This window comes from Janibacter limosus NBRC 16128, from assembly GCF_001570985.1.
GTDB lineage: Bacteria > Actinomycetota > Actinomycetes > Actinomycetales > Dermatophilaceae > Janibacter > Janibacter limosus.
In genome coordinates this window covers 21,948-40,114 of sequence record NZ_BCSS01000018.1, presented here as the reverse complement: position 1 = coordinate 40,114, position 18,167 = coordinate 21,948, and the positions used below count along the sequence as shown (strand labels likewise).

The following is an 18,167-nucleotide window of genomic DNA, read 5'->3' as shown; positions in this document are numbered from 1 at the left end:
ATGACGCGTCCCCCCTTCGCCCCTGGCTCCACGCTGTCCGTCCAGGACGTCGCCGACCTGATCGACCACGCCCTGCTCAAGCCCGAGCTGACCCCGGACGACGTGGCCACCTCGGTCCGCGAGCTCGCCGCTCAGCGCATCTGGAGCGTGTGCGTGCGGCCGAGCGATGTCGCCCTCGCCAAGGCCACCATCGCCGAGGTCGAGGACAGCCCGACGCGGGTGTGCACCGTCATCGGCTTCCCCCACGGCACGACGTCGACGGCCGCCAAGGTCGCCGAGTCGCAGCAGGCTCTCGCCGACGGCGCCACCGAGCTCGACATGGTCCTCAACATCGGCCGTCTGCGCGGTCGGGACATCGCCGCCGTGCGCGACGACATCGCGGCCGTCGTCGAGGTCGGTCACGCCGTCGGGGTCATCGTCAAGGTCATCTTCGAGACGGCGCTGCTCGACGAGCGGGCCAAGATCGACGCCTGCCGCGCGTGTGCTGACGCGGGCGCGGACTTCACCAAGACCGCGACCGGATTCGCGGGCGGCGGCGCCACCCTCGCCGATGTCGCGCTCATGCGCGCCAACACCCCCGAACGCATGGAGGTCAAGGCCTCCGGCGGCGTCCGTGACATCCCGGCCCTGCTCGCCATGCTCGCCGAGGGCGTCACCCGCATCGGCACCTCGAGCACCGCCGGCCTGCTGGCCGAGGCGGAGCAGGTCGGCCCCGAGGGACTCGTCGTCCCCGAGCCCGGCCAGGCCACCGAGGCACGCCCGAGCGCCACCTACTGAGGCCTCAGCCGCCGAGTGGAGGTAAACGCGCGGATGATTCCTGAGCGAGTCGGCATCCAGTGCAGGACTCGGGGCGCTGATTGGAAGGGAGCTCGCCGACCTTTCGTCCGCGGGTATACCTCCAACCAGCACCAGGGCAGCTACCAGACCCTCAGGCAAAGGCGACGGCGGCTGCCGCGTACGCCGGCTTGATCGTCCGCTCGATGATCTCGAGTCGCTCGTCGAAGGGGAGGAAGGCCGACTTCATCGCATTGGTCGTCACCCAGCGCAGGTCGTCCAGCTCCCAGCCGGCATCAGTGACGAGGGCGTGCATCTCCCGGGTCATCGAGGTGTCCGACATCAGCCGGTTGTCGGTGTTGAGGGTGACGCGGTAGCGCAGCCTTGCCAGCAGGGTGATCGGGTGCGCGGCGATGGAGGGTGCGGCGCCGGTCTGCACATTGCTGTGCGGGCACATCTCCAGCGGCACCCGGGTGTCCCGGACGTAGGCGGCCAGTCGGCCCAGGCGCAGCTGCGAAGGGTCTTCCCGGGCCGCCTGGTTGGCTGCGAGCGGGTCGTCGGTGACGGTCGCTCCGCGAAAGCCGATGTCATCGACGATGCGCACGCCGTGACCGAGCCGGTCGGCTCCGCACCACTGCAGCGCCTCCCAGATGCTCGGCAGCCCGAAGGCCTCCCCGGCATGGATCGTGAAGTGCGCATTTTCGCGGCGCAGGTACTCGAAGGCATCGAGGTGCCGACTCGGCGGGTGGCCTGCCTCGGCACCGGCGATGTCGAATCCAGCAGCCCCCTTGTCGCGGTATCGCACGGCCAGCTCAGCGATCTCGCGGGACTTGGCGGCATGCCGCATCGCGGTGAGCAGTGCGCGCACGACGATCGGGTGCCCCTCGGCGGCGGCCTGCTCCTCTCCTTCGCGGAATCCGGCGTTGACCTCCTCGATCACCTGCTCGAGGGTCAGTCCGCCGTCGAGGTGCTGCTCGGGCGCGTAGCGCGACTCGGCGTAGACGACGCCGTCACGAGCGAGGTCGAGCACCGACTCGCGCGCGATGCGGCGCAGCGCCGGTGCGGTCTGCATGACACCGACGGTGTGCGCGAAGGTCTCCAGATAGCGCACGAGCGAGCCCGAGTCGGCCGATTCACGGAACCATCGCGCCAGGCCTTCGGCCGTGCGCTCGTCACCGCTCACCGGCAGCTCGTGGCCCACCTCGCCGGCGATCTCGAGGACGGTGGCGGGCCGTACGCCACCGTCGAGGTGGTCGTGCAGGAGCACCTTGGGAAGGGAGCGGATCCCCGCTTCGTCGAGGATCACCCTTCGTCCTCACGGTGGACGGTATCGGGGGCGAAGGCCGGCGTGCAGATCGCGATGTACTCCGCGCCCGCGGGGCCGGTGGAGTAGCGCACCCGCTCTCCCGCCCGGGTGATGATGCTCTGCCCGGCGCTGACCTCGGTCGTTCCGCCATCGTGCTCGACGAGGACGGTGCCGGTGACGACCACGGTGACCTCGTCGAAGTCGGGGCGCTGCGCCGGCTCCGACCAGTGGCCCGGAGCCTTCATGTGCGCGACAGACATCGCGTCGGTGCCCGTCGCGACGCGACCGACGTGCTCGGCGATGATCTTGCCGCCGGGTACGTCGATGATCGACGGGCTGTCGTTGAGATCGGGCATCTCAGGCCTCCTGGGCGGTGATCCGGTCGAGGACGACGGAGCCGCGGGAGGGTGCCTGCGACGCGATGCGCCAGCCTCCGTCGAGCGACTCCTGGGCCCGGGCGAAGCGTTCCGGGGTGTCGGTGTGCAGGGTCATCAGCGGCTGCCCCTTGGTGACCTTGTCCCCCGGTCGCGCATGCAGCTCGACACCGGCACCGGCCTGCACCGGGTCCTCCTTGCGCGCGCGTCCGGCCCCGAGACGCCAGGCAGCCATGCCGACTGCCATCGCGTCGAGGTGCTCGAGGTAGCCGTCGGCGTCCGCGGTCACCGTCTGCGTCTCGGCGGCGGTGGGCAGGGGCGCGTCCGGGTCGCCTCCCTGTGCGGAGATCATCCTGCGCCAGACGTCCATGGCCCGACCGTCAGCCAGCGCGGCCCGCAGCTCGTCGGTCCCCACGTCCTTGCCTGCGGCGCGGGTCATCTCGTCGGCGAGCGCGACCGTGAGGTCGACGACATCCTGCGGTCCCCCACCTGCGAGGACCTCGACGGACTCACGCACCTCGAGGGCGTTGCCGGCCGTCAGGCCGAGCGGCACGGACATGTCGGTGATCAGGGCGACGGTGTTGACCCCGGCGTCCGTCCCGAGGTCGACCATCGTGCGGGCGAGCTCGGTGGCGTCCTCGCGGGTCTTCATGAAGGCCCCGGACCCGACCTTGACGTCGAGCACGAGCGCTCCCGTCCCCTCAGCGATCTTCTTGCTCATGATCGAGCTGGCGATGAGCGGGATCGCCTCGACGGTCCCGGTGACATCGCGCAGGGCATAGAGCTTTTTGTCGGCAGGGGCCAGCCCGGCGCCTGCCGCGCAGATGACCGCGCCCACGTCGTCGAGCTGCGCGAGCATCTGGGCATTGCTCAGGTCGGCGCGCCAGCCGGGGATCGACTCCAGCTTGTCCAGCGTCCCTCCGGTGTGGCCGAGCCCGCGGCCGGACAGCTGCGGGACGGCGATGTCGAAGACCGCGACGAGCGGAGCCAACGGGAGGGTGATCTTGTCGCCCACACCGCCCGTGGAGTGCTTGTCCGACGTCGGTCGACTCAGCGCGGAGAAGTCCATCCGCTCGCCGCTGGCGATCATCGCGGCGGTCCAGCGCGCGATCTCGGGCCTCGTCATGCCGTTGATCAGGATGGCCATGGCGAGCGCCGACATCTGCTCGTCGGCGACGACCCCGCGGGTGTACGCGTCGATCACCCAGTCGATCTGGTCGTCCGCGAGCGTGCCACGGTCGCGCTTGGTCCGGATGATGTCCACGACATCGTGCTGCTCGGTCATCGTGCTCCCTTGGTCAGGTCGTCCGCGCCGAAGGCTTGCGGCAGGATCTCGGCGAGCGACCGCTCGCCCTCCGGTGTCTGGATGCGGCAGGGCGCGCCCCCGTGCTCCCAGAGGATCTGGCGGCAGCGCCCGCAGGGCATGAGCGTCTCCCCCCGCGAGTCGACGCACCAGACCGCGACGAGGCGGCCACCTCCGGTCCGCACGAGATCGCTGATGAGCCCGCACTCGGCGCACAGGCCGACGGCATAGGACGCGTTCTCGACATTGCAGCCGCTGAGCAGCCGTCCGTCGTCCGCCAGACCAGCGACCCCGACCGGGAAGTTGGAGTACGGCGCGTAGGCCTGCTCCATCGCCTCGACCGCGGTCGTGCGCAGCCGCTCCCAGTCCTCCGGCGTCAGGGTGGGCCCCACGTCAGTGGCCCTCTCCCCGGCGATAGACCTTGCCGTTGGCCGCCGGCATGCGCAGGCGTTGGCTGGCGAAGGCCAGGACGAGCAATGTCGTCAGGTGCGGGGCGAAGCGGGTCACCTCGCCCGGGATGCTGTCGCTGATGAGCCACAGGACCACGACGGCGATGCCGACGACGATCGCGATCGTGCCCTGGACGTGGGCCTGTCGACGCACGATCTGCCAGACCCCGATGGCCAGCAGCAGGATGCCGATGAAGAGGAGCATCGCGTGCAGGGCCGAGCCTCCGCCGCGCAGCTGGAGGGCGTCCATGTAGCCGAAGAGACCCGAGCCCATGAGCACGCCACCGGGCCGCCAGTTGCCGAAGATCATGGCCGCGAGACCGATGTAGCCTCGCCCACCCGTCTGGTCCTCGCGGTAGGCATTGGAGGCGACCATCGCGAGGAAGCCACCGCCCAGGCCGGCGAGACCGCCGGACGCGGTGACGGCGATGTACTTGTACAGGTAGACGTTGATGCCCAGGGTCTCCGCGGCGACCGGCGACTCACCGCAGGAGCGCACACGCAGGCCGAAGGGGGTGCGCCACAGCAGCCACCACGTCACGACGAGCAGGAGCAGCGCGATGACGGTCAGCAGGGACAGGTTGGTGGTCGCCGCGCGCAGCATTGCGGCCAGCTCGGAGACGAAGAACCAGCCCTTGTCCTCCACGCTCCCCAGCGGCTCCGACAGGCCGGGGATCCCGACGCGAGGGAGCGAAGGGAGGGGCGGCGACTGGACATCGCTGCCGCCCTTGAGCTCACCGAAGAACCGGGCTGCGAGGTAGCTCGCGACGCCGAGGGCCACGATGTTGAGGGCCACACCGGAGACGATGTGGTCGACGCCGAAGGTCACCGTCGCCAGGGCGTGCACCAGTCCACCGATCGCGCCGCAGAGGACGGCGCCGAGGACACCCATCCACGGACCCCCGTGGATGGCGCCGAAGGCTGCGCCCCAGGTGCCGAGGATCATCATCCCCTCGAGGCCGATGTTGATGACGCCGGCGCGCTCCGACCACAGGCCGCCGAGGCCCGCGAGCGCCAGGGGCATGGCCCAGGCGAGCGCGGCACCGAGCGTGCCGGAGGAGGAGATGTCGCTCTGGCCGGTGATCATCCGGATGATCGACAGGACGACGAGCAGGGCCGCGAGGCCCAGCGGCCACGCCCAGAACGGGATGCGTCGAGTGGGCCGCTGCGGGGCGGTCTCGATCTCGGTGCCGACGCTGAGGGTCATGCCGAGGCTCCTTCGGGGGTGGCGGTGTCGAGCTGGCGGGTGACCTGCTTCTGCTCCAGCCGCCGCTCGAAGCGGGCGACGACCTCGTAGGCGATGACGACCGCCAGGAGGATGACACCCTGGATGATGTAGACGAGTGCCGGGGAGACACCGGCCTGCAGCTGCAGGCCATCGCTCGCCTTCTCCAGCCAGGACCACAGCACGGCAGCGAAGGCGATGCCGACGGGGTGGTTGCGGCCGAGGAGCGCGATGCCGATCCCGATGAAGCCGACGCCCTCCTGGAAGTTGAGGCCGTAGCTGTGGTCGGCCCCGAAGAAGGCCGGCATGCTGATCAGGCCGGCGACGGCGCCGGAGGCGATCATCGCAATGAGCACCATGCGCGGGACCTTGACGCCACTGGCGACGGCGGCCGACTCGGACTCACCGGTGGCCCGCACGTCGAAGCCGAAGCGGGTGCGGTTGATGATGAACCAGTAGACGATGCCGACGAGGATCGCGAGGATCACGAGCGTGTAGACCCGGTTGGGGGCGTCCGCGACGAGTGCCAGTCCGTCGAGCTGGCTCGACTCCGGGATCTGCGTGGTGTTGCGGGTGTTGCTGCCCTCGGCCCGGGTGCCCCAGGTGCGCAGTCCCCAGCCGACGAGACCGGCGGAGATCGTGTTGAGCATGATCGTCGAGATGACCTCGGAGACGCCGCGGGTGACCTTGAGCCAGCCGGCGATACCTGCCCAGAACCCACCGACGAGCATGGCGACCAGCATGGCCAGGACGATGTTGAGCCCACCGGGGAGCCAGCCCTGACCGGCGACGAGCGCCGCCGCGAAGGCGGCGATGCGGTACTGACCGTCGACACCGATGTTGAACAGCTTCATCTTGAAGCCGATCGCGACGGCGACGGCAGCGATGTAGTACGTGATGGCGCTGTTGAAGATGTTGACCAACGTGCGCGGGCGCGGCTCCGACAAGAGCGTGGACCACACCTTGCCCACCGGGTCACCGACGGCCATGAGGACGAGGGAGGTGATGACGAAGGCGACGACCACGGCGAGCACCGGGGCCGCCAGGGTCAGCACCAGTCGGCGCGGACTGAACTTCATGAGGCGTCCTTCCCGGCGCCGGTCATGGCGCTACCCAGCTCTTGGCTCGTGACCACGTCAGGGTCGAACTCCCCGGTGATGCGGCCACGCAGGATGACCTTGATGGTGTCCGAGAGCCCGATGAGCTCCTCGAGGTCGGCGCTGATGAGCAGGACCGCCAGGCCTTCCCTGCGCGCGTCACGGATGAGGTCCCAGATCGCTGCCTGGGCGCCGACGTCGACGCCACGTGTCGGGTGCGAGGCGACCAGCACCTTGGGAGCGTGGCTCATCTCGCGGCCGATGATCAGCTTTTGCTGGTTGCCACCGGACAAGGACCCCACGGTGACGTGGATGCTGGGCGTCCGCACGTCGTACTCACGCACGATCCGCTCGGTGTCGGTCCGCGCAGCGGCGTTGGTGAGGATGCCGCTCTTGGATGCCGGCTCCTGTGTCTGGTGGCCGAGCATCCGGTTTTCCCAGAGGGGCGAGTCCAGCAGCAGGCCCTGCCTGTGCCGGTCCTCGGGGATGTAGCCGACGCCCGCCTCGCGGATGCGGCGCACGTCCCAGTCGGAGATGTCGGTGCCCTCGAGCTCGATCCGTCCGTGGACGGGCTCACGCATGCCCATGATGACCTCGACGAGCTCGGCCTGGCCGTTGCCCTCGACACCCGCGATGCCGACGACCTCACCGGCGTGCAGGTCCAGGGTGATGTCCTCGAGCGCATTGCGTCCGGCGCCGGCGAGGGTCACGTCGGCGACCGAGAGCACGACCCGGTCGGTGACCGTGGACTCCTCGGTCTGCGGCGTCGGCAGCTCCGAGCCCACCATGAGCTCGGCGAGCTGCCGCGAGGTGACGTCCTGGGGCAGGACGGTGTCGATGGTCATCCCCCGGCGGATGACGGTGACCCGGTCGGCGACCGACAGGACCTCGTCGAGCTTGTGGGAGATGAACAGGACGGTTATGCCCTCACGCTTGAGCTCGCGCAGGTTGCCGAAGAGCTCGTCGACCTCCTGCGGGACGAGCACCGCGGTGGGCTCGTCGAGGATGATCGTGCGGGCGCCGCGGTAGAGCACCTTGAGGATCTCCACCCGCTGCCGCGCGCCGACGCCCAGGTCGGCGACGAGGTCACGCGGGTCGATCCCGAGGCCGTACTCGTCGGAGATGCGGGTGATCTCGGCACGTGCACCCGCGCCGATGCCGTGCAGCTTTTCCGCCCCGAGGACGACGTTTTCGGTGACCGTGAGGTTGTCGGCGAGCATGAAGTGCTGGAAGACCATGCCGACGCCGTGCTTGATCGCGTCCGCGGGGCTGTGCAGGGAGACGCTCTCGCCGTTGATCCGGATGGTGCCCTCGTCGGGACGCTGCACCCCGTAGAGCATCTTCATCAAGGTCGACTTGCCCGCACCGTTTTCACCCACGATCGCGTGGACCGTCCCCCGAGTCACCTCGAAGGTGACGTCCTGGTTGGCAATGACGCCGGGGAATCGCTTGGTGATCCCCTCGACCTCGACGGCCAGATCGGTGGCGTTGCCGGCTGCCGAAGGGGGGTCTGTGACGGTCGTGCTCATGGTGCCTCCGTGGTGCATCAGCGACATGGTTGCGCAGGCGAAGGGTAGCGCCCGTGGACGGGCCGGGGCCCGATCACACGCTTGGCGTGTGATCGGGCCCCGGACTGCCCGTCAGCGTCACTTCGCGGGAACGGTGATCTTCCCGTCGATGATCTGCTGCTTGTAGTCGTCGAGCTTGTCGGTGATGTCGTCGATCTTGCCGCCGGTCGTCGTGTAGGTGACGCCGCCGTCCTTGAGGTCGAACTCCTGCGGACCGGACATCTGCTTGCCGTCGACGGAGGCCTTGATGTAGTCGAAGACCGCGACATTCACGTTCTTGACCATCGAGGTGATGATGACGTCCTGGACGTCCTTCTCCGCGGTCTTGGCCTGGTCGGAGTCGACACCGATGGCCATCTTCTTGTTGGCCTTGGCGGCCTCGAAGACACCCGCACCGGAGCCACCGGCCGCGTGGTAGATGACGTCCGCGCCCTTGTCGTACATGCCCTCGGCGGCCGTCTTGCCCTTCGCCGGGTCGGCGAAGCCGGAACCGTCCTCGGCTAGGTACTTGGTCTGGATCTCGATCTTGGGGTCGACCGCCTTGGCGCCGGCCTTGAAGCCTGCGTCGAACTTGTTGATCAGCGGCACGTCCATGCCACCGATGAAGCCAACCTTGCCGCTCTTGGACTTCAGCGCCGCCGCCGCACCGACGAGGAAGGAGCCCTCGTTCTCGGCGAAGACGAGCTGGGCGACGTTGTCGCCGGTCGAGTCGGCGGACGCGTCATCGACGATCGCGAAGGAGACGTCCGGGTTGTCCTTGGCCGCGGCACCGATGGCCTTGGCATAGATGAAGCCGACACCGACGATGTTGGTGCAGCCGGCGTCGACGAGCTGGTTGAGGCGGTCCTCGCGAGCCGCGTCATTTTCGCCCTGGCTGGCCTCGACCTCCTCGATCTCGACCCCGAGCTCGTCCTTGGCCTGGTCCAGGCCCTTGGCCGCGGAGTCGTTGAACGACTGGTCGCCACGGCCGCCCACGTCGTAGGCGAGGCAGGCCTTGACGTCGCTGCCGCCCTCGCCCGAGGTGGCGTCGCCACCGGAGTCGCTGCCACCGCACGCGGTGAGGGCCAAGGCGGCCACGGACATGATCGATGCGGCCTTCACGGTGTGGCGCAAGGCGCTCTCCTTCTCAACAGGGGTAGATCGGCACGCATGTGCCATCCGGGGATGTTACGTCGCGGTAGTCACCACACCCGAGGCAATGGGATGGATGGGACCAACTGTTATGAGACCGCGACCGTCCAGGGCCCCGGGAGGGTTAACCCTCCCGCGTCGATCAGTCGCTCTCGACGCGGGTCCACTCCCCCGCGGCAGCGAGGCTCAGCAGGGCGGTGCCGTTGCGCACGGCGCCCTCGTCGACGACGAGGTCGCCCTGGTGGAGATCGAAGCTGCGCCCCCCGTGGGTGCGCGTGCCCAGACGGGCCATGGCTCCCTCGGCCTCATGGAGCATCCACGCGAAGTCTTCGCCGCCGAGGCTGTGCGGCGTCGGGACCGGCCGCAGACCGGCAGCCATCGTGGCCCGGCCAAGTGCCGCGACCGCGGCCGAGTCGTTGACGACCGGCGGCACACCGCGCACGTGGTCGATCGTCGCCGCGACACCGTAGGGCTTGACGACGTCCTCGACGACCTCGTGCAGGAGCGGGCCGATCGTCTCCCAGACGCTGACGTCGAGCATCCGCAGGGTCCCCTGGGCGACACCGACGGACGGGATGACGTTGATCGCCTCGCCGGCCGAGACCCGCCCCCACACGACGACGAGCCCGGCCCGAGGGTCGACCCGTCGGCTCAGCACGGCCGGGACGTCGGTGATGACCTTGGCCAGCGCGTAGGTCAGGTCCTCGGTGAGGAAGGGGCGAGAGGTGTGCCCGCCGCGACCGCGAAGGGTGACGGTCACCTGATCAGCTGCCGCCGTGAGCGGCCCCTCACGCAGACCGATCTCCCCGACGTCGAGGGAGGGGTCGCAGTGGACGGCATAGGCCGTGTCGACGCCCGACATCACGCCCGACTGGACGAACTTCAGGGCACCGCCGGGCATCTGCTCCTCTGCGGGCTGGAAGATCAGCCGCACACCGACGTGGCGCGCGGCCAGCTCGTCGGCCACCTCGGCGAGGGCCAGCCCGGCGCCGAGGAGGACGGTGGCGTGCACGTCGTGACCGCAGGCATGGCAGATGCCGTCGGTGGTCGAGCTCCAGTCAAGCCCGGTGCGCTCGCGCACCGGCAGCGCGTCGATGTCTCCCCGCAGGGCGACCCGGCGGCGCGGCTCGGCGGCGCCCAGGTCGACGACGAGACCGGTCTCGCTGACCGACCTCGGGTGCAGCCCTGCGGCCTCGAGGCGCTCACGCAAGCGGGCCGTCGTGCGGTGCTCCTGGAAGGAGAGCTCGGGGTGCGCGTGCAGGTCCCGACGGAAGTCGATGAGCTCGGGGACGAGACCGTCGATGACGCGCAGCAGCGTCGGGGCGAGGGGAGCAGTCATGGCGTGGCGACTCTACCGAGGTCCGGACGTCGCGACGGGGACGTGACCACCGGATGAACCGACACGGTCACACCAGGTCGGTGCGACCGGCCGCCTTGAGGGCCTCGACGACGAGCTTGACGTCCTGGGCCCGCTCGCGGCTGGCGACCAGGAGCGCGTCGGAGGTCTCGACGACGACGACGTCCTCGAGGCCCACGATGGCAACCATCCGTCCCGACTCGGAGACCACGAGACCGCCGGAGTCGACGGCCTGCACCTGCGCGGGGTCGCCCACGACGGTCATCGAGCCCTCCCCCTTGGGCAGCAGCCCGGACAAGGACTTGAAGTCACCCACGTCGTCCCAGTCGAAGTCACCGGGCACGACCGCGACGAGTCCCTCGTCCGCGGCCGGCTCGGCCACCGCGTGGTCGATCGCGATCTTTTCGAGCGCGTCCCAGCGCTGCTCCAGGAGCGAGGGGTCCGCGGCGATCTCACGCAGGCCGGCGGCCAGCTCGGGGTGCCACCGCCCCAGCAGGTCCAGCAGGGTGGCGGCACCCACGACGAACATGCCGGCGTTCCACCGGAACTCGCCGGTCGCCAGGTACGAGGCGGCCCGTCGTGCATCGGGCTTCTCGACGAACTGGCGCACGCGCGTGGCCGTGGGGTGAGCGCGCAGCCGCGGACCCATCTGGATGTACCCGAACCCCGTGGACGGGAAGGTCGGCTCGATGCCGATCGTCACGAGCAGGTCGTCGCGCTGGGCGACGCCGACGGCCTCGGTGACCGCCCGACCGAAGGCCTCCTCGTCGCTGATGACGTGGTCAGCAGCGAAAGAACCGATGATCGCGTCCGGGTCACGCAGCTCCAGGAACGCAGCGGCCAGCCCGATCGCCGCCATGGAGTCGCGGGGCGAGGGCTCGGCCAGGAGCAGGTCGGCGGGCAGGTCCGGCACCTGCTGAGCGACCGCATCGGCGTGCGCGGCCCCGGTGACGACCAGGACCCGCTCACCGGCAAGGACCCGCAGGCGGTCGACCGTGGCCTGGATCAGGGTGCGGCCACTGCCGGTCAGGTCGTGCAAGAACTTGGGCGAGGACGCCCGCGATACCGGCCACAGGCGCGTCCCGGCGCCCCCCGCGGGCACCACCGCCCAGAAGCGCTCGAGATCAGGTGTCGTCGTCATGTTTTCTCCCTGCTGTCACCGAAACGCACAATCCGCAGCTGCTCCAGCGTCTCCTCCATCAGGACCCTGTTGGTGCGCTGCAGGTCCGCGATGATCAGCAGCGCATATGAAAAGAGAGCGCCCACGAGGAGCGCCGTTCCAAAGATCAGCGACTGGACGTGACCGCCGCCGTCTCCCATCGCCACGAGGACGAGGAAGCGGACGAAGGGGATCAGACCCAGCACGAGCAGCAGGGTGCCGACCAGCCCGAAGAAGGCGTGCGGCTTGAACATGATGAACGAGCGAATGATCGCCGAGGCGGACTTGCCCATGTGCTGCCAGATGTTCTTGAAGAGCCGCGACTCGCGCGTCTTTTCGTTGGTGACCACGGGGATGGAGACGATCGACATCCGCTTGTGGCCCGCCTGGATGATCGTCTCCATGCAGTAGGAGAACTCGGTGACGATGTTCAGCCGCATCAACGACGCCGCGGAGTAGGCGCGGAACCCGCTCGCGGCGTCCGGTAGGTCAGTGCTCGCAGCCGCGTTGACGACCGCCGAACCCACCGCCTGCATCCGCCGCTTGAAGGGGGAGAAGTGCGCGATGGTCCGCGTCTGCCGGTCGGCGACGACGATGTCGGCCTCACCAGCGAGGATCGGCTGCACGAGGTCACCGATGCGCTCCTGCGGGTACTGGTTGTCGCCGTCGGTGTTGACGAGGATGTCGGCCCCGTGGGCGAGCGCGAAGTCGGCCCCGTCCCGGAAGGAGCGCGCCAGGCCGCGTGGGCTGGTGTGGCTGATGATGTGGGTGACCCCGAGCTTGCGCGCCACCTCCGCGGTGCGGTCGCTGGAGCCGTCGTCGATGACGAGGGTCTCGATCACATCGACCCCGGGGATCGACTCGGGGATCGTGGCCAGTACCAGGGGCAGGGTCGCCTCCTCGTCGAGGCACGGGATCTGGACGATCACCTTCATGGGTCAGTGGCCTTCCGATGCCGTGCTGGGAAAACGAGAGCGTGCCTCAGGCTAGTCGGCCGGTGGACAGACCTGCACGCTGCCCGCGCGTCGACCAAGACGTCACCTGATGATCACCCGACACCTCCCTGCAGGACACCGACCCATCGGACGCCTCGGGGACTGTGGGAGTCGTGAGAGTGGCGATTGCGACCGAGTCCTTCCTGCCCAGCCTCAACGGCGTGACCACCAGCGTCTGCCGAGTGGCCGAGAACCTGCGCGAGCAGGGTCACACGGCGATGATCATCGCCCCCGGTCCGGCGCCGGCGACCTTCGCCGGGCACACCGTGCGGGCCCTGCCGGCCGTCCCCGTGCGGGGCTTCCGCGCCGGCCTGCCCACAGGAGCGGTGCGGCGAGCGCTGCGCGACTTCCGCCCTGACGTCGTCCACGCCGCCTCCCCCTTCCTCGTCGGCGCTCGGGGATTGCACAACGCGCAGACCTTTGGCCTGCCGACGGTCGCGATCTACCAGACGGACATGCCCAGCTACGTCAAGCAGCACGGGCCGGGGTGGCTCGGTCAGGGCGCATCCTCGCTGACCTGGGAGTGGGTGCGGCGGCTCCACGAACGCGCCGACCTGACGCTCGCCCCGAGCCGGCCGACACTCGAGGAGCTGCGCGCCCACCGCATCCCCCGCACCAACCTGTGGGGTCGCGGGGTCGACACCCGGCTGTTCACCCCGACGTGGAAGCAGGACGCGGAGACACTCGCTCTCAAGCACGCCCTCGCGCCCAACGGCGAGCTCCTCCTCGGGTACGTCGGACGCCTCGCGCCGGAGAAGGAGCTGCACCGCCTCGCGGAGCTCGCCCAGCTGCCCGGCACGCGTCTGGTGCTCGTCGGCGAGGGCCCGAGCCGCAACGAGCTGGGCGCCCGCTTGGCCGAGGCCGTCGCCTCGAGCTCGGGGCGACCCAACCTTCCCCCGGTCTTCCTCGGCCCGCGCACGGGCGATGACCTGGCCCGCGCCTATGCGGCCTTCGACGTCTTCGTCCACACGGGGACCAAGGAGACCTTCGGCCAGACACTGCAGGAGGCAGCCGCTGCCGGGTTGCCCGTGGTCGCGCCCGCTGTCGGCGGTCCGCTCGACCTCGTCGCCCACGGTGAGAGCGGGTACCTCTTCGACCCGGATGTCCGTGGTGACCTCGCCCGGTGGGTCGCCGAGCTCGTCGACTCGCCCAGCCTGCGCGAGCGGATGGCCGCGATGGGTCCGGCGATGGTGGCCGAGCGCTCGTGGAGCAGCCTGACCGAGCAACTGGTGGGCCACTACGAGAGCGCCATCGCGACCGCCGCCGCCTGAGGACGAAGGAGGGATCCCCCCCCCTTCGCCCCGTCGCACCTGACGTGGGACGTCTGGGATGATCCGGGCATGGAACCACGCTGGCTCGACGAGGACGAGATGCGCACCTGGCTGCAGGTCGTCGCCCTCGCCGAGGTCCTCCCCGCCCGTCTGGACGCCCAGGTGCGTCAGGACTCAGGACTGACGCACTTCGAGTACCAGGTGCTCGCGATGCTCTCCGAGGCGCCCGAGCGCACCCTGCGCATGTCGTGGCTGGCCAGGCGCGCCAATGCGACACTCCCCCGCCTCTCCCACGTGGTCAAACGGTTGGAGGATCGTGGGCTCGTCTCCCGCTCACGCAGTGAGCTCGACGCCCGGGCCACCGATGCAGTGCTCACCGATGAGGGGTGGACGCAGATCGTGGCTGCGGCACCGGGTCACGTCAGCTACGTCAGGGAGCACGTCCTCGACCAGCTGACGTCCGATCAGGTCCGGGCACTCGGGGAGATCGCTGGCGCCGTGCTGAGCAGCCTCGACCCGTCCGGTGACCTCACGATGAGGGCTGCAGACGCTCCCCGCTGAGAGCGAAGCCCGTGACGGGCCGCCACACGCCGTCGTCCCCGTGGTCGTAGAGGTGGAAGTCCTCGACCTCGAAGCTGGTGTCGAAGAAGGCGAGTTCGTCGAAGGCTCGGTCCAGACCCGAGTCGGCGATCCCGTGCGCGACGGTCACGTGCGGGTGGTACGGGAAGTCCAGGTCGCGGGACACCGGCCCGCGGCGCACTGCCTGCTCGAGGCGCTCGCACATCGGGATGCCCTGGGCGACCTGGACGAAGACGACCGGGCTGACCGGACGGAAGGTGCCCGTACCCCGTAGCCGCATGGTGAAGGGGCCGTGCTGCTGGGCCACGCTCTCGAGGTGGGTGCGGAAGCGGTCCATCTCCGACTCGGCGATCTCCGTCGGAGGCATGAGCGTGATGTGCGGCGGGATCGCCTGCGCCAGAGGGTCCCCGACGTCCTCCCGCAGCTGCTGGAGCTGCGCGCACCACGGCTCGGGGACCGCGATCGACACCCCGTGGACGGCCACGGTCAGATCCTCGGAGCCAGCAGCCCGACGCGGTCATAGACGCGGTCGCGCGTGGCCGAGGCGACCTCGGAGGCACGGGCGGCACCCTTGGCCAGGATGTTGTCGAGCTCGGCCGGGTCGGACATGAGCTCGTCCATCCGCTGCTGGTAGGGCTCGACGGCGGTCACGACGACATCGGCGACCTCCTGCTTGAGGTCCCCGTAGCCCTTGCCGGCGAAACTGGTCTCGAGGTCGGCGATGGATGTACCCGAGAGCGCCGAGTGGATCGACAGCAGGTTGGACACACCAGGCTTGGTCTCGACGTCGAAGCGGACCTCACCCTCGGTGTCGGTGACGGCGGAGCGGATCTTCTTGGCGATCCGCTTGGGGTCGTCGAGCAGGGAGATCAGCCCCTTGTCGGAGGAGCTGCTCTTGCTCATCTTGGCCGTCGGCTCCTGCAGGTCCATGATCCGCGCCGACTCCTTGAGGATGTGCGGCTCGGGCACGACAAGGGTGTCGCCGAAGCGGGCGTTGAAGCGCTCGGCAAGGTCGCGGGTGATCTCCAGGTGCTGGCGCTGGTCATCGCCGACCGGGACGCGCGCGGCGTCGTAGACGAGGATGTCGGCGGCCATGAGGATCGGGTAGGTGAAGAGCCCGACGTTGGCGTTGTGGCCCTTGGTCGTCTTGTCCTTGAACTGCGTCATGCGGCTGGCCTCGCCGAAGGCGGTCTGGCAGGCCAGCACCCACATCAGCTCGGTGTGCTCGCGCACGTGGCTCTGGCAGAAGATCGCCGAGCGCTCCGGGTCGACGCCACCGGCGATGTACTGGGCCGCGGTGACCCGGGTGCGACGGGTGACGTCAGCGGGGTCGGTCGGCACGGTGAGAGCGTGCAGGTCGGCGACGAAGTAGTAGGCGTCGAAGTCCTCCTGCAGGCCGACCCAGTTGACGAGCGCCCCGAGGTAGTTGCCGAGGTGCAGGGAGTCGCTGGTCGGTTGCATCCCCGAGAGGATGCGCGGCTGCTCGAGAGCGGTGCGGGTCATGGCCGCCATTGTGTCAGCCGCTCGATGCCGACCCTCAGGCACTCGCACATCGCTTCGGGAGAAGGGCATCCACGCGAGGGGGACGGCCCCCGGGGCCTGCAGCTTGGCGGCAGCGACTCCCTCGGGTCACGACGCGATCTCGTCCGAGGGGGCCCTCAGTACGCTCCGTCCTTGCCCACCACGGCTGACAGGGTCCGCCAGAGGATGATGAGATCCTGGGTCACCGACCAGTTCTCCACGTAGTAGAGGTCGAACCGTACCGACTCGTCCCATGACAGGTCACTCCGACCGTTGACCTGCCACAGTCCGGTCATGCCGGGCTTGACGAGCAGCCGTCGTCGCACGTCCTCCTCGTACCTGGAGACCTCTGAGGGCAGGGGCGGACGGGGACCGACGAGGCTCATTTGTCCCCGGAGCACGTCGAGCAACTGGGGGAGCTCATCGATCGAGTACCGCCGAATGAAGCGACCCAGAGGAGTGATCCGCGGATCGTGCTGCAGCTTGAAGAGCACCCCACGGTCGACGTCGTCGTCTCGCTCCTGCTGCAGCGACGCCAGACGGGCCTCGGCGTCGACGACCATCGAACGGAACTTCGTCATCCTGAAGACCTCACCGTCCCTACCCACCCGCTCCTGCCGGAAAAAGACCGGCCCCCCGTCCCCGAGCTTGATGAGGACTGCGACAGCGAGCAGCACCGGAGAGAAGAGGACGACGAGCGCCAACGCTCCGCACCAGTCGATCGTCGACTTCAGCACCAGACGAGGTCCGGAGAAGCTGGGTGCCTCCACATGGAGCAGGGGGAGCCCCGCAACGGGTCGCGTGAGCACCCGGGGCCCGGCGATCTCGGTCAGGCCGGGCGAAACGACGAGCTCGATCCCGCTGCACTCGAGGGCCCACCCGAGCCGACGCAGGCCACCGGCCCCCAGCGAGTGGACATCGGCACAGGCGACGACGTCGACACCGAGGTCGATGGCGACGCAGCCCACATCGCGCTCGGAACCGAGGACCGGGACTCCTGCGAGCCCGTGCCCGTCGATCGTCGTGCACACCCCGACGACGCGGTAGCCGGCGGCTGGGACAGCGGCAAAGGTCTCGATCAACTGCTGTACGGCGAAGGGATCGCCGGCGACGAGCACGTCATGGCTCATGTCACCATCCACCCGTCGCGACCCGAGCCAGGTCCGTGCCACCCGACGGGCCCCCCAGAGACCGATCAGGCCCGCCGGGAGGGCAAGGAGGATGTACCCACGCGCCACCGCGACCTGGAGGGCGAACGCCAACATGGCGACTGCTGCGAAAACACGCAGGGTGGCCCCCATGATGAGGCGGTACTCGTTCGCGCCGTGCCCGAGAATGTGAACGTCATAGACCCCGTGGAGCCGCAGCGCGAGCCACCACACGGTGGCCAGCACCAGACTGAAGACCGTGTAGCTCAGCGCGAAGCTGTCGGCACTCAGCGCCACGTCCATGCGTCCGTCGACGCCGAAGCGCAGCAGCTGCGCCCCGAAGGTCGCCCAGACGACGACGAGCAGGTCGATGAGCGCGAGAGTGCTCTGGAAGGGGCGGAGGGCAGCACGCCCCGTCCCGACGTCGTCGACGGGTCGCGGGAGCCCGACCACGGTCAACCCCTGCGCAGTGGAGGTCCGACCGGGCCCTGGGCCAGCCGGATCGCCTCGGCCATCCTCCCCCGGGTGGCGCCTGCCTCCGCACGACGACGGCGCAACTCGCTCACACGGGTGGTGGCATCCATCTGGGGACGCTCGGCGGTGCGCCGCTTGGATCGTCGGATGGCCATCCGGCCCACCACATACGCCACGACGGGCATCGCTGCCCAGCCCACGAACATCATGCTCTCGATCTGCACCGAAGCCCCTCCCAGCAGTCCAGAGCGCCAGTCGCTCGGACTCGGACTCATGAACCTCCCCGGCCATGATCCCGTACGGGACCTTACCAACTGCTTACTCTTCTTGACTAGACCCTTACCGGAGAACCACTGGCAACCTGAACCCCGTTGGGGGCCAGTCTGGAGCCGGGGGGCCCTCCCTTCGGGCCCGTGGGAGAATCACGGGGAGACCC

Annotated in this window: 18 protein-coding genes; 3 read left to right on the top strand and 15 right to left on the bottom strand. The window is 69.4% G+C overall.

Going from position 1 to position 18,167, the window contains the following annotated elements; translation table 11 throughout:
* Positions 1-777 (top strand): deoxyribose-phosphate aldolase, encoded by a 777-nt coding sequence (gene deoC, locus JLI01S_RS08580; RefSeq protein WP_068263184.1) that lies wholly within the window; start codon positions 1-3, stop codon positions 775-777.
* 151 nt (positions 778-928) lie between these two features.
* Here the strand turns inward: deoC and JLI01S_RS08575 are convergent, their stop codons facing one another.
* The 11 genes from JLI01S_RS08575 to JLI01S_RS08525 form a co-directional block, all read right to left on the bottom strand.
* Positions 929-2,080 carry an adenosine deaminase gene (locus tag JLI01S_RS08575; RefSeq protein ID WP_068263181.1) on the bottom strand — a complete coding sequence of 384 codons (1,152 nt, stop codon included), beginning with the start codon at positions 2,078-2,080 and terminating at the stop codon, positions 929-931.
* Entirely contained in the window at positions 2,077-2,436 is a 360-nt protein-coding gene (locus JLI01S_RS08570; protein ID WP_068263178.1) for a cupin domain-containing protein, read from the bottom strand. The genes JLI01S_RS08575 and JLI01S_RS08570 overlap by 4 nt, the downstream gene beginning before the upstream one ends.
* A 1-nt stretch (position 2,437) precedes the next feature.
* On the bottom strand, positions 2,438-3,739 hold the full coding sequence (locus JLI01S_RS08565; RefSeq protein WP_068263175.1) for a thymidine phosphorylase: 1,302 nt from the start codon (positions 3,737-3,739) through the stop codon (positions 2,438-2,440).
* Complete coding sequence (locus tag JLI01S_RS08560) at positions 3,736-4,149, bottom strand: cytidine deaminase (RefSeq protein WP_281177458.1); 414 nt, start codon at positions 4,147-4,149, stop codon at positions 3,736-3,738. The genes JLI01S_RS08565 and JLI01S_RS08560 overlap by 4 nt, the downstream gene beginning before the upstream one ends.
* Before the next feature lies 1 nt (position 4,150).
* The gene (locus tag JLI01S_RS08555) at positions 4,151-5,413 is read right to left on the bottom strand and encodes an ABC transporter permease (RefSeq protein WP_068263172.1); all 1,263 of its coding nucleotides are present in this window, start codon (positions 5,411-5,413) and stop codon (positions 4,151-4,153) included.
* Complete coding sequence (locus JLI01S_RS08550; protein WP_068263171.1) at positions 5,410-6,510, bottom strand: ABC transporter permease; 1,101 nt, start codon at positions 6,508-6,510, stop codon at positions 5,410-5,412. The genes JLI01S_RS08555 and JLI01S_RS08550 overlap by 4 nt, the downstream gene beginning before the upstream one ends.
* A complete protein-coding gene (locus JLI01S_RS08545) occupies positions 6,507-8,057 on the bottom strand; it encodes an ABC transporter ATP-binding protein (protein WP_068263255.1) in 1,551 nt (516 codons plus the stop codon). The genes JLI01S_RS08550 and JLI01S_RS08545 overlap by 4 nt, the downstream gene beginning before the upstream one ends.
* Positions 8,058-8,174: 117 nt before the next feature.
* Entirely contained in the window at positions 8,175-9,209 is a 1,035-nt protein-coding gene (locus JLI01S_RS08540; protein ID WP_068263168.1) for a BMP family lipoprotein, read from the bottom strand.
* A gap of 160 nt (positions 9,210-9,369) precedes the next feature.
* Positions 9,370-10,566: an amidohydrolase gene (locus tag JLI01S_RS08535; protein ID WP_068263166.1), complete on the bottom strand. Its 1,197-nt coding sequence runs from the start codon at positions 10,564-10,566 to the stop codon at positions 9,370-9,372.
* 67 nt (positions 10,567-10,633) lie between these two features.
* Entirely contained in the window at positions 10,634-11,725 is a 1,092-nt protein-coding gene (locus JLI01S_RS08530) for a mannose-1-phosphate guanylyltransferase (protein WP_068263162.1), read from the bottom strand.
* Positions 11,722-12,678 carry a glycosyltransferase family 2 protein gene (locus JLI01S_RS08525; protein WP_068263155.1) on the bottom strand — a complete coding sequence of 319 codons (957 nt, stop codon included), beginning with the start codon at positions 12,676-12,678 and terminating at the stop codon, positions 11,722-11,724. The genes JLI01S_RS08530 and JLI01S_RS08525 overlap by 4 nt, the downstream gene beginning before the upstream one ends.
* A 221-nt stretch (positions 12,679-12,899) precedes the next feature.
* Between JLI01S_RS08525 and JLI01S_RS08520 the strand changes: the two genes are divergently transcribed.
* A complete protein-coding gene (locus JLI01S_RS08520; protein WP_245634567.1) occupies positions 12,900-14,009 on the top strand; it encodes a glycosyltransferase family 4 protein in 1,110 nt (369 codons plus the stop codon).
* A gap of 69 nt (positions 14,010-14,078) precedes the next feature.
* Entirely contained in the window at positions 14,079-14,570 is a 492-nt protein-coding gene (locus JLI01S_RS08515) for a MarR family winged helix-turn-helix transcriptional regulator (RefSeq protein WP_068263152.1), read from the top strand.
* On the opposite strand, the gene JLI01S_RS08510 is transcribed toward JLI01S_RS08515, so the two are convergent.
* The 4 genes from JLI01S_RS08510 to JLI01S_RS17125 form a co-directional block, all read right to left on the bottom strand.
* Positions 14,539-15,072, bottom strand: a complete 534-nt coding sequence (locus JLI01S_RS08510) for a 2'-5' RNA ligase family protein (RefSeq protein WP_068263149.1) — start codon at positions 15,070-15,072, stop codon at positions 14,539-14,541. The two genes, JLI01S_RS08515 and JLI01S_RS08510, sit on opposite strands and share 32 nt — an antisense overlap.
* Before the next feature lie 2 nt (positions 15,073-15,074).
* Positions 15,075-16,091: a tryptophan--tRNA ligase gene (gene trpS / locus JLI01S_RS08505; protein WP_068263249.1), complete on the bottom strand. Its 1,017-nt coding sequence runs from the start codon at positions 16,089-16,091 to the stop codon at positions 15,075-15,077.
* A gap of 155 nt (positions 16,092-16,246) precedes the next feature.
* A complete protein-coding gene (locus JLI01S_RS08500; protein ID WP_068263146.1) occupies positions 16,247-17,710 on the bottom strand; it encodes a sugar transferase in 1,464 nt (487 codons plus the stop codon).
* A gap of 2 nt (positions 17,711-17,712) precedes the next feature.
* A complete protein-coding gene (locus tag JLI01S_RS17125) occupies positions 17,713-17,955 on the bottom strand; it encodes a hypothetical protein (RefSeq protein ID WP_068263142.1) in 243 nt (80 codons plus the stop codon).
* Positions 17,956-18,167 lie beyond the last annotated feature (212 nt).

Bases quoted from the DNA above. Each gene is read 5' to 3' on its own strand.
- deoC (WP_068263184.1), top strand. From the start codon at position 1: ATGACGCGTCCCCCCTTCGCCCCTGGCTCCACGCTGTCCGTCCAGGAC.
- JLI01S_RS08570 (WP_068263178.1), bottom strand. From the start codon at position 2,436: ATGCCCGATCTCAACGACAGCCCGTCGATCATCGACGTACCCGGCGGC.
- JLI01S_RS08565 (WP_068263175.1), bottom strand. From the start codon at position 3,739: ATGACCGAGCAGCACGATGTCGTGGACATCATCCGGACCAAGCGCGAC.
- JLI01S_RS08555 (WP_068263172.1), bottom strand. From the start codon at position 5,413: ATGACCCTCAGCGTCGGCACCGAGATCGAGACCGCCCCGCAGCGGCCC.
- JLI01S_RS08550 (WP_068263171.1), bottom strand. From the start codon at position 6,510: ATGAAGTTCAGTCCGCGCCGACTGGTGCTGACCCTGGCGGCCCCGGTG.
- JLI01S_RS08545 (WP_068263255.1), bottom strand. From the start codon at position 8,057: ATGAGCACGACCGTCACAGACCCCCCTTCGGCAGCCGGCAACGCCACC.
- JLI01S_RS08535 (WP_068263166.1), bottom strand. From the start codon at position 10,566: ATGACTGCTCCCCTCGCCCCGACGCTGCTGCGCGTCATCGACGGTCTC.
- JLI01S_RS08530 (WP_068263162.1), bottom strand. From the start codon at position 11,725: ATGACGACGACACCTGATCTCGAGCGCTTCTGGGCGGTGGTGCCCGCG.
- JLI01S_RS08525 (WP_068263155.1), bottom strand. From the start codon at position 12,678: ATGAAGGTGATCGTCCAGATCCCGTGCCTCGACGAGGAGGCGACCCTG.
- JLI01S_RS08515 (WP_068263152.1), top strand. From the start codon at position 14,079: ATGGAACCACGCTGGCTCGACGAGGACGAGATGCGCACCTGGCTGCAG.
- trpS (WP_068263249.1), bottom strand. From the start codon at position 16,091: ATGACCCGCACCGCTCTCGAGCAGCCGCGCATCCTCTCGGGGATGCAA.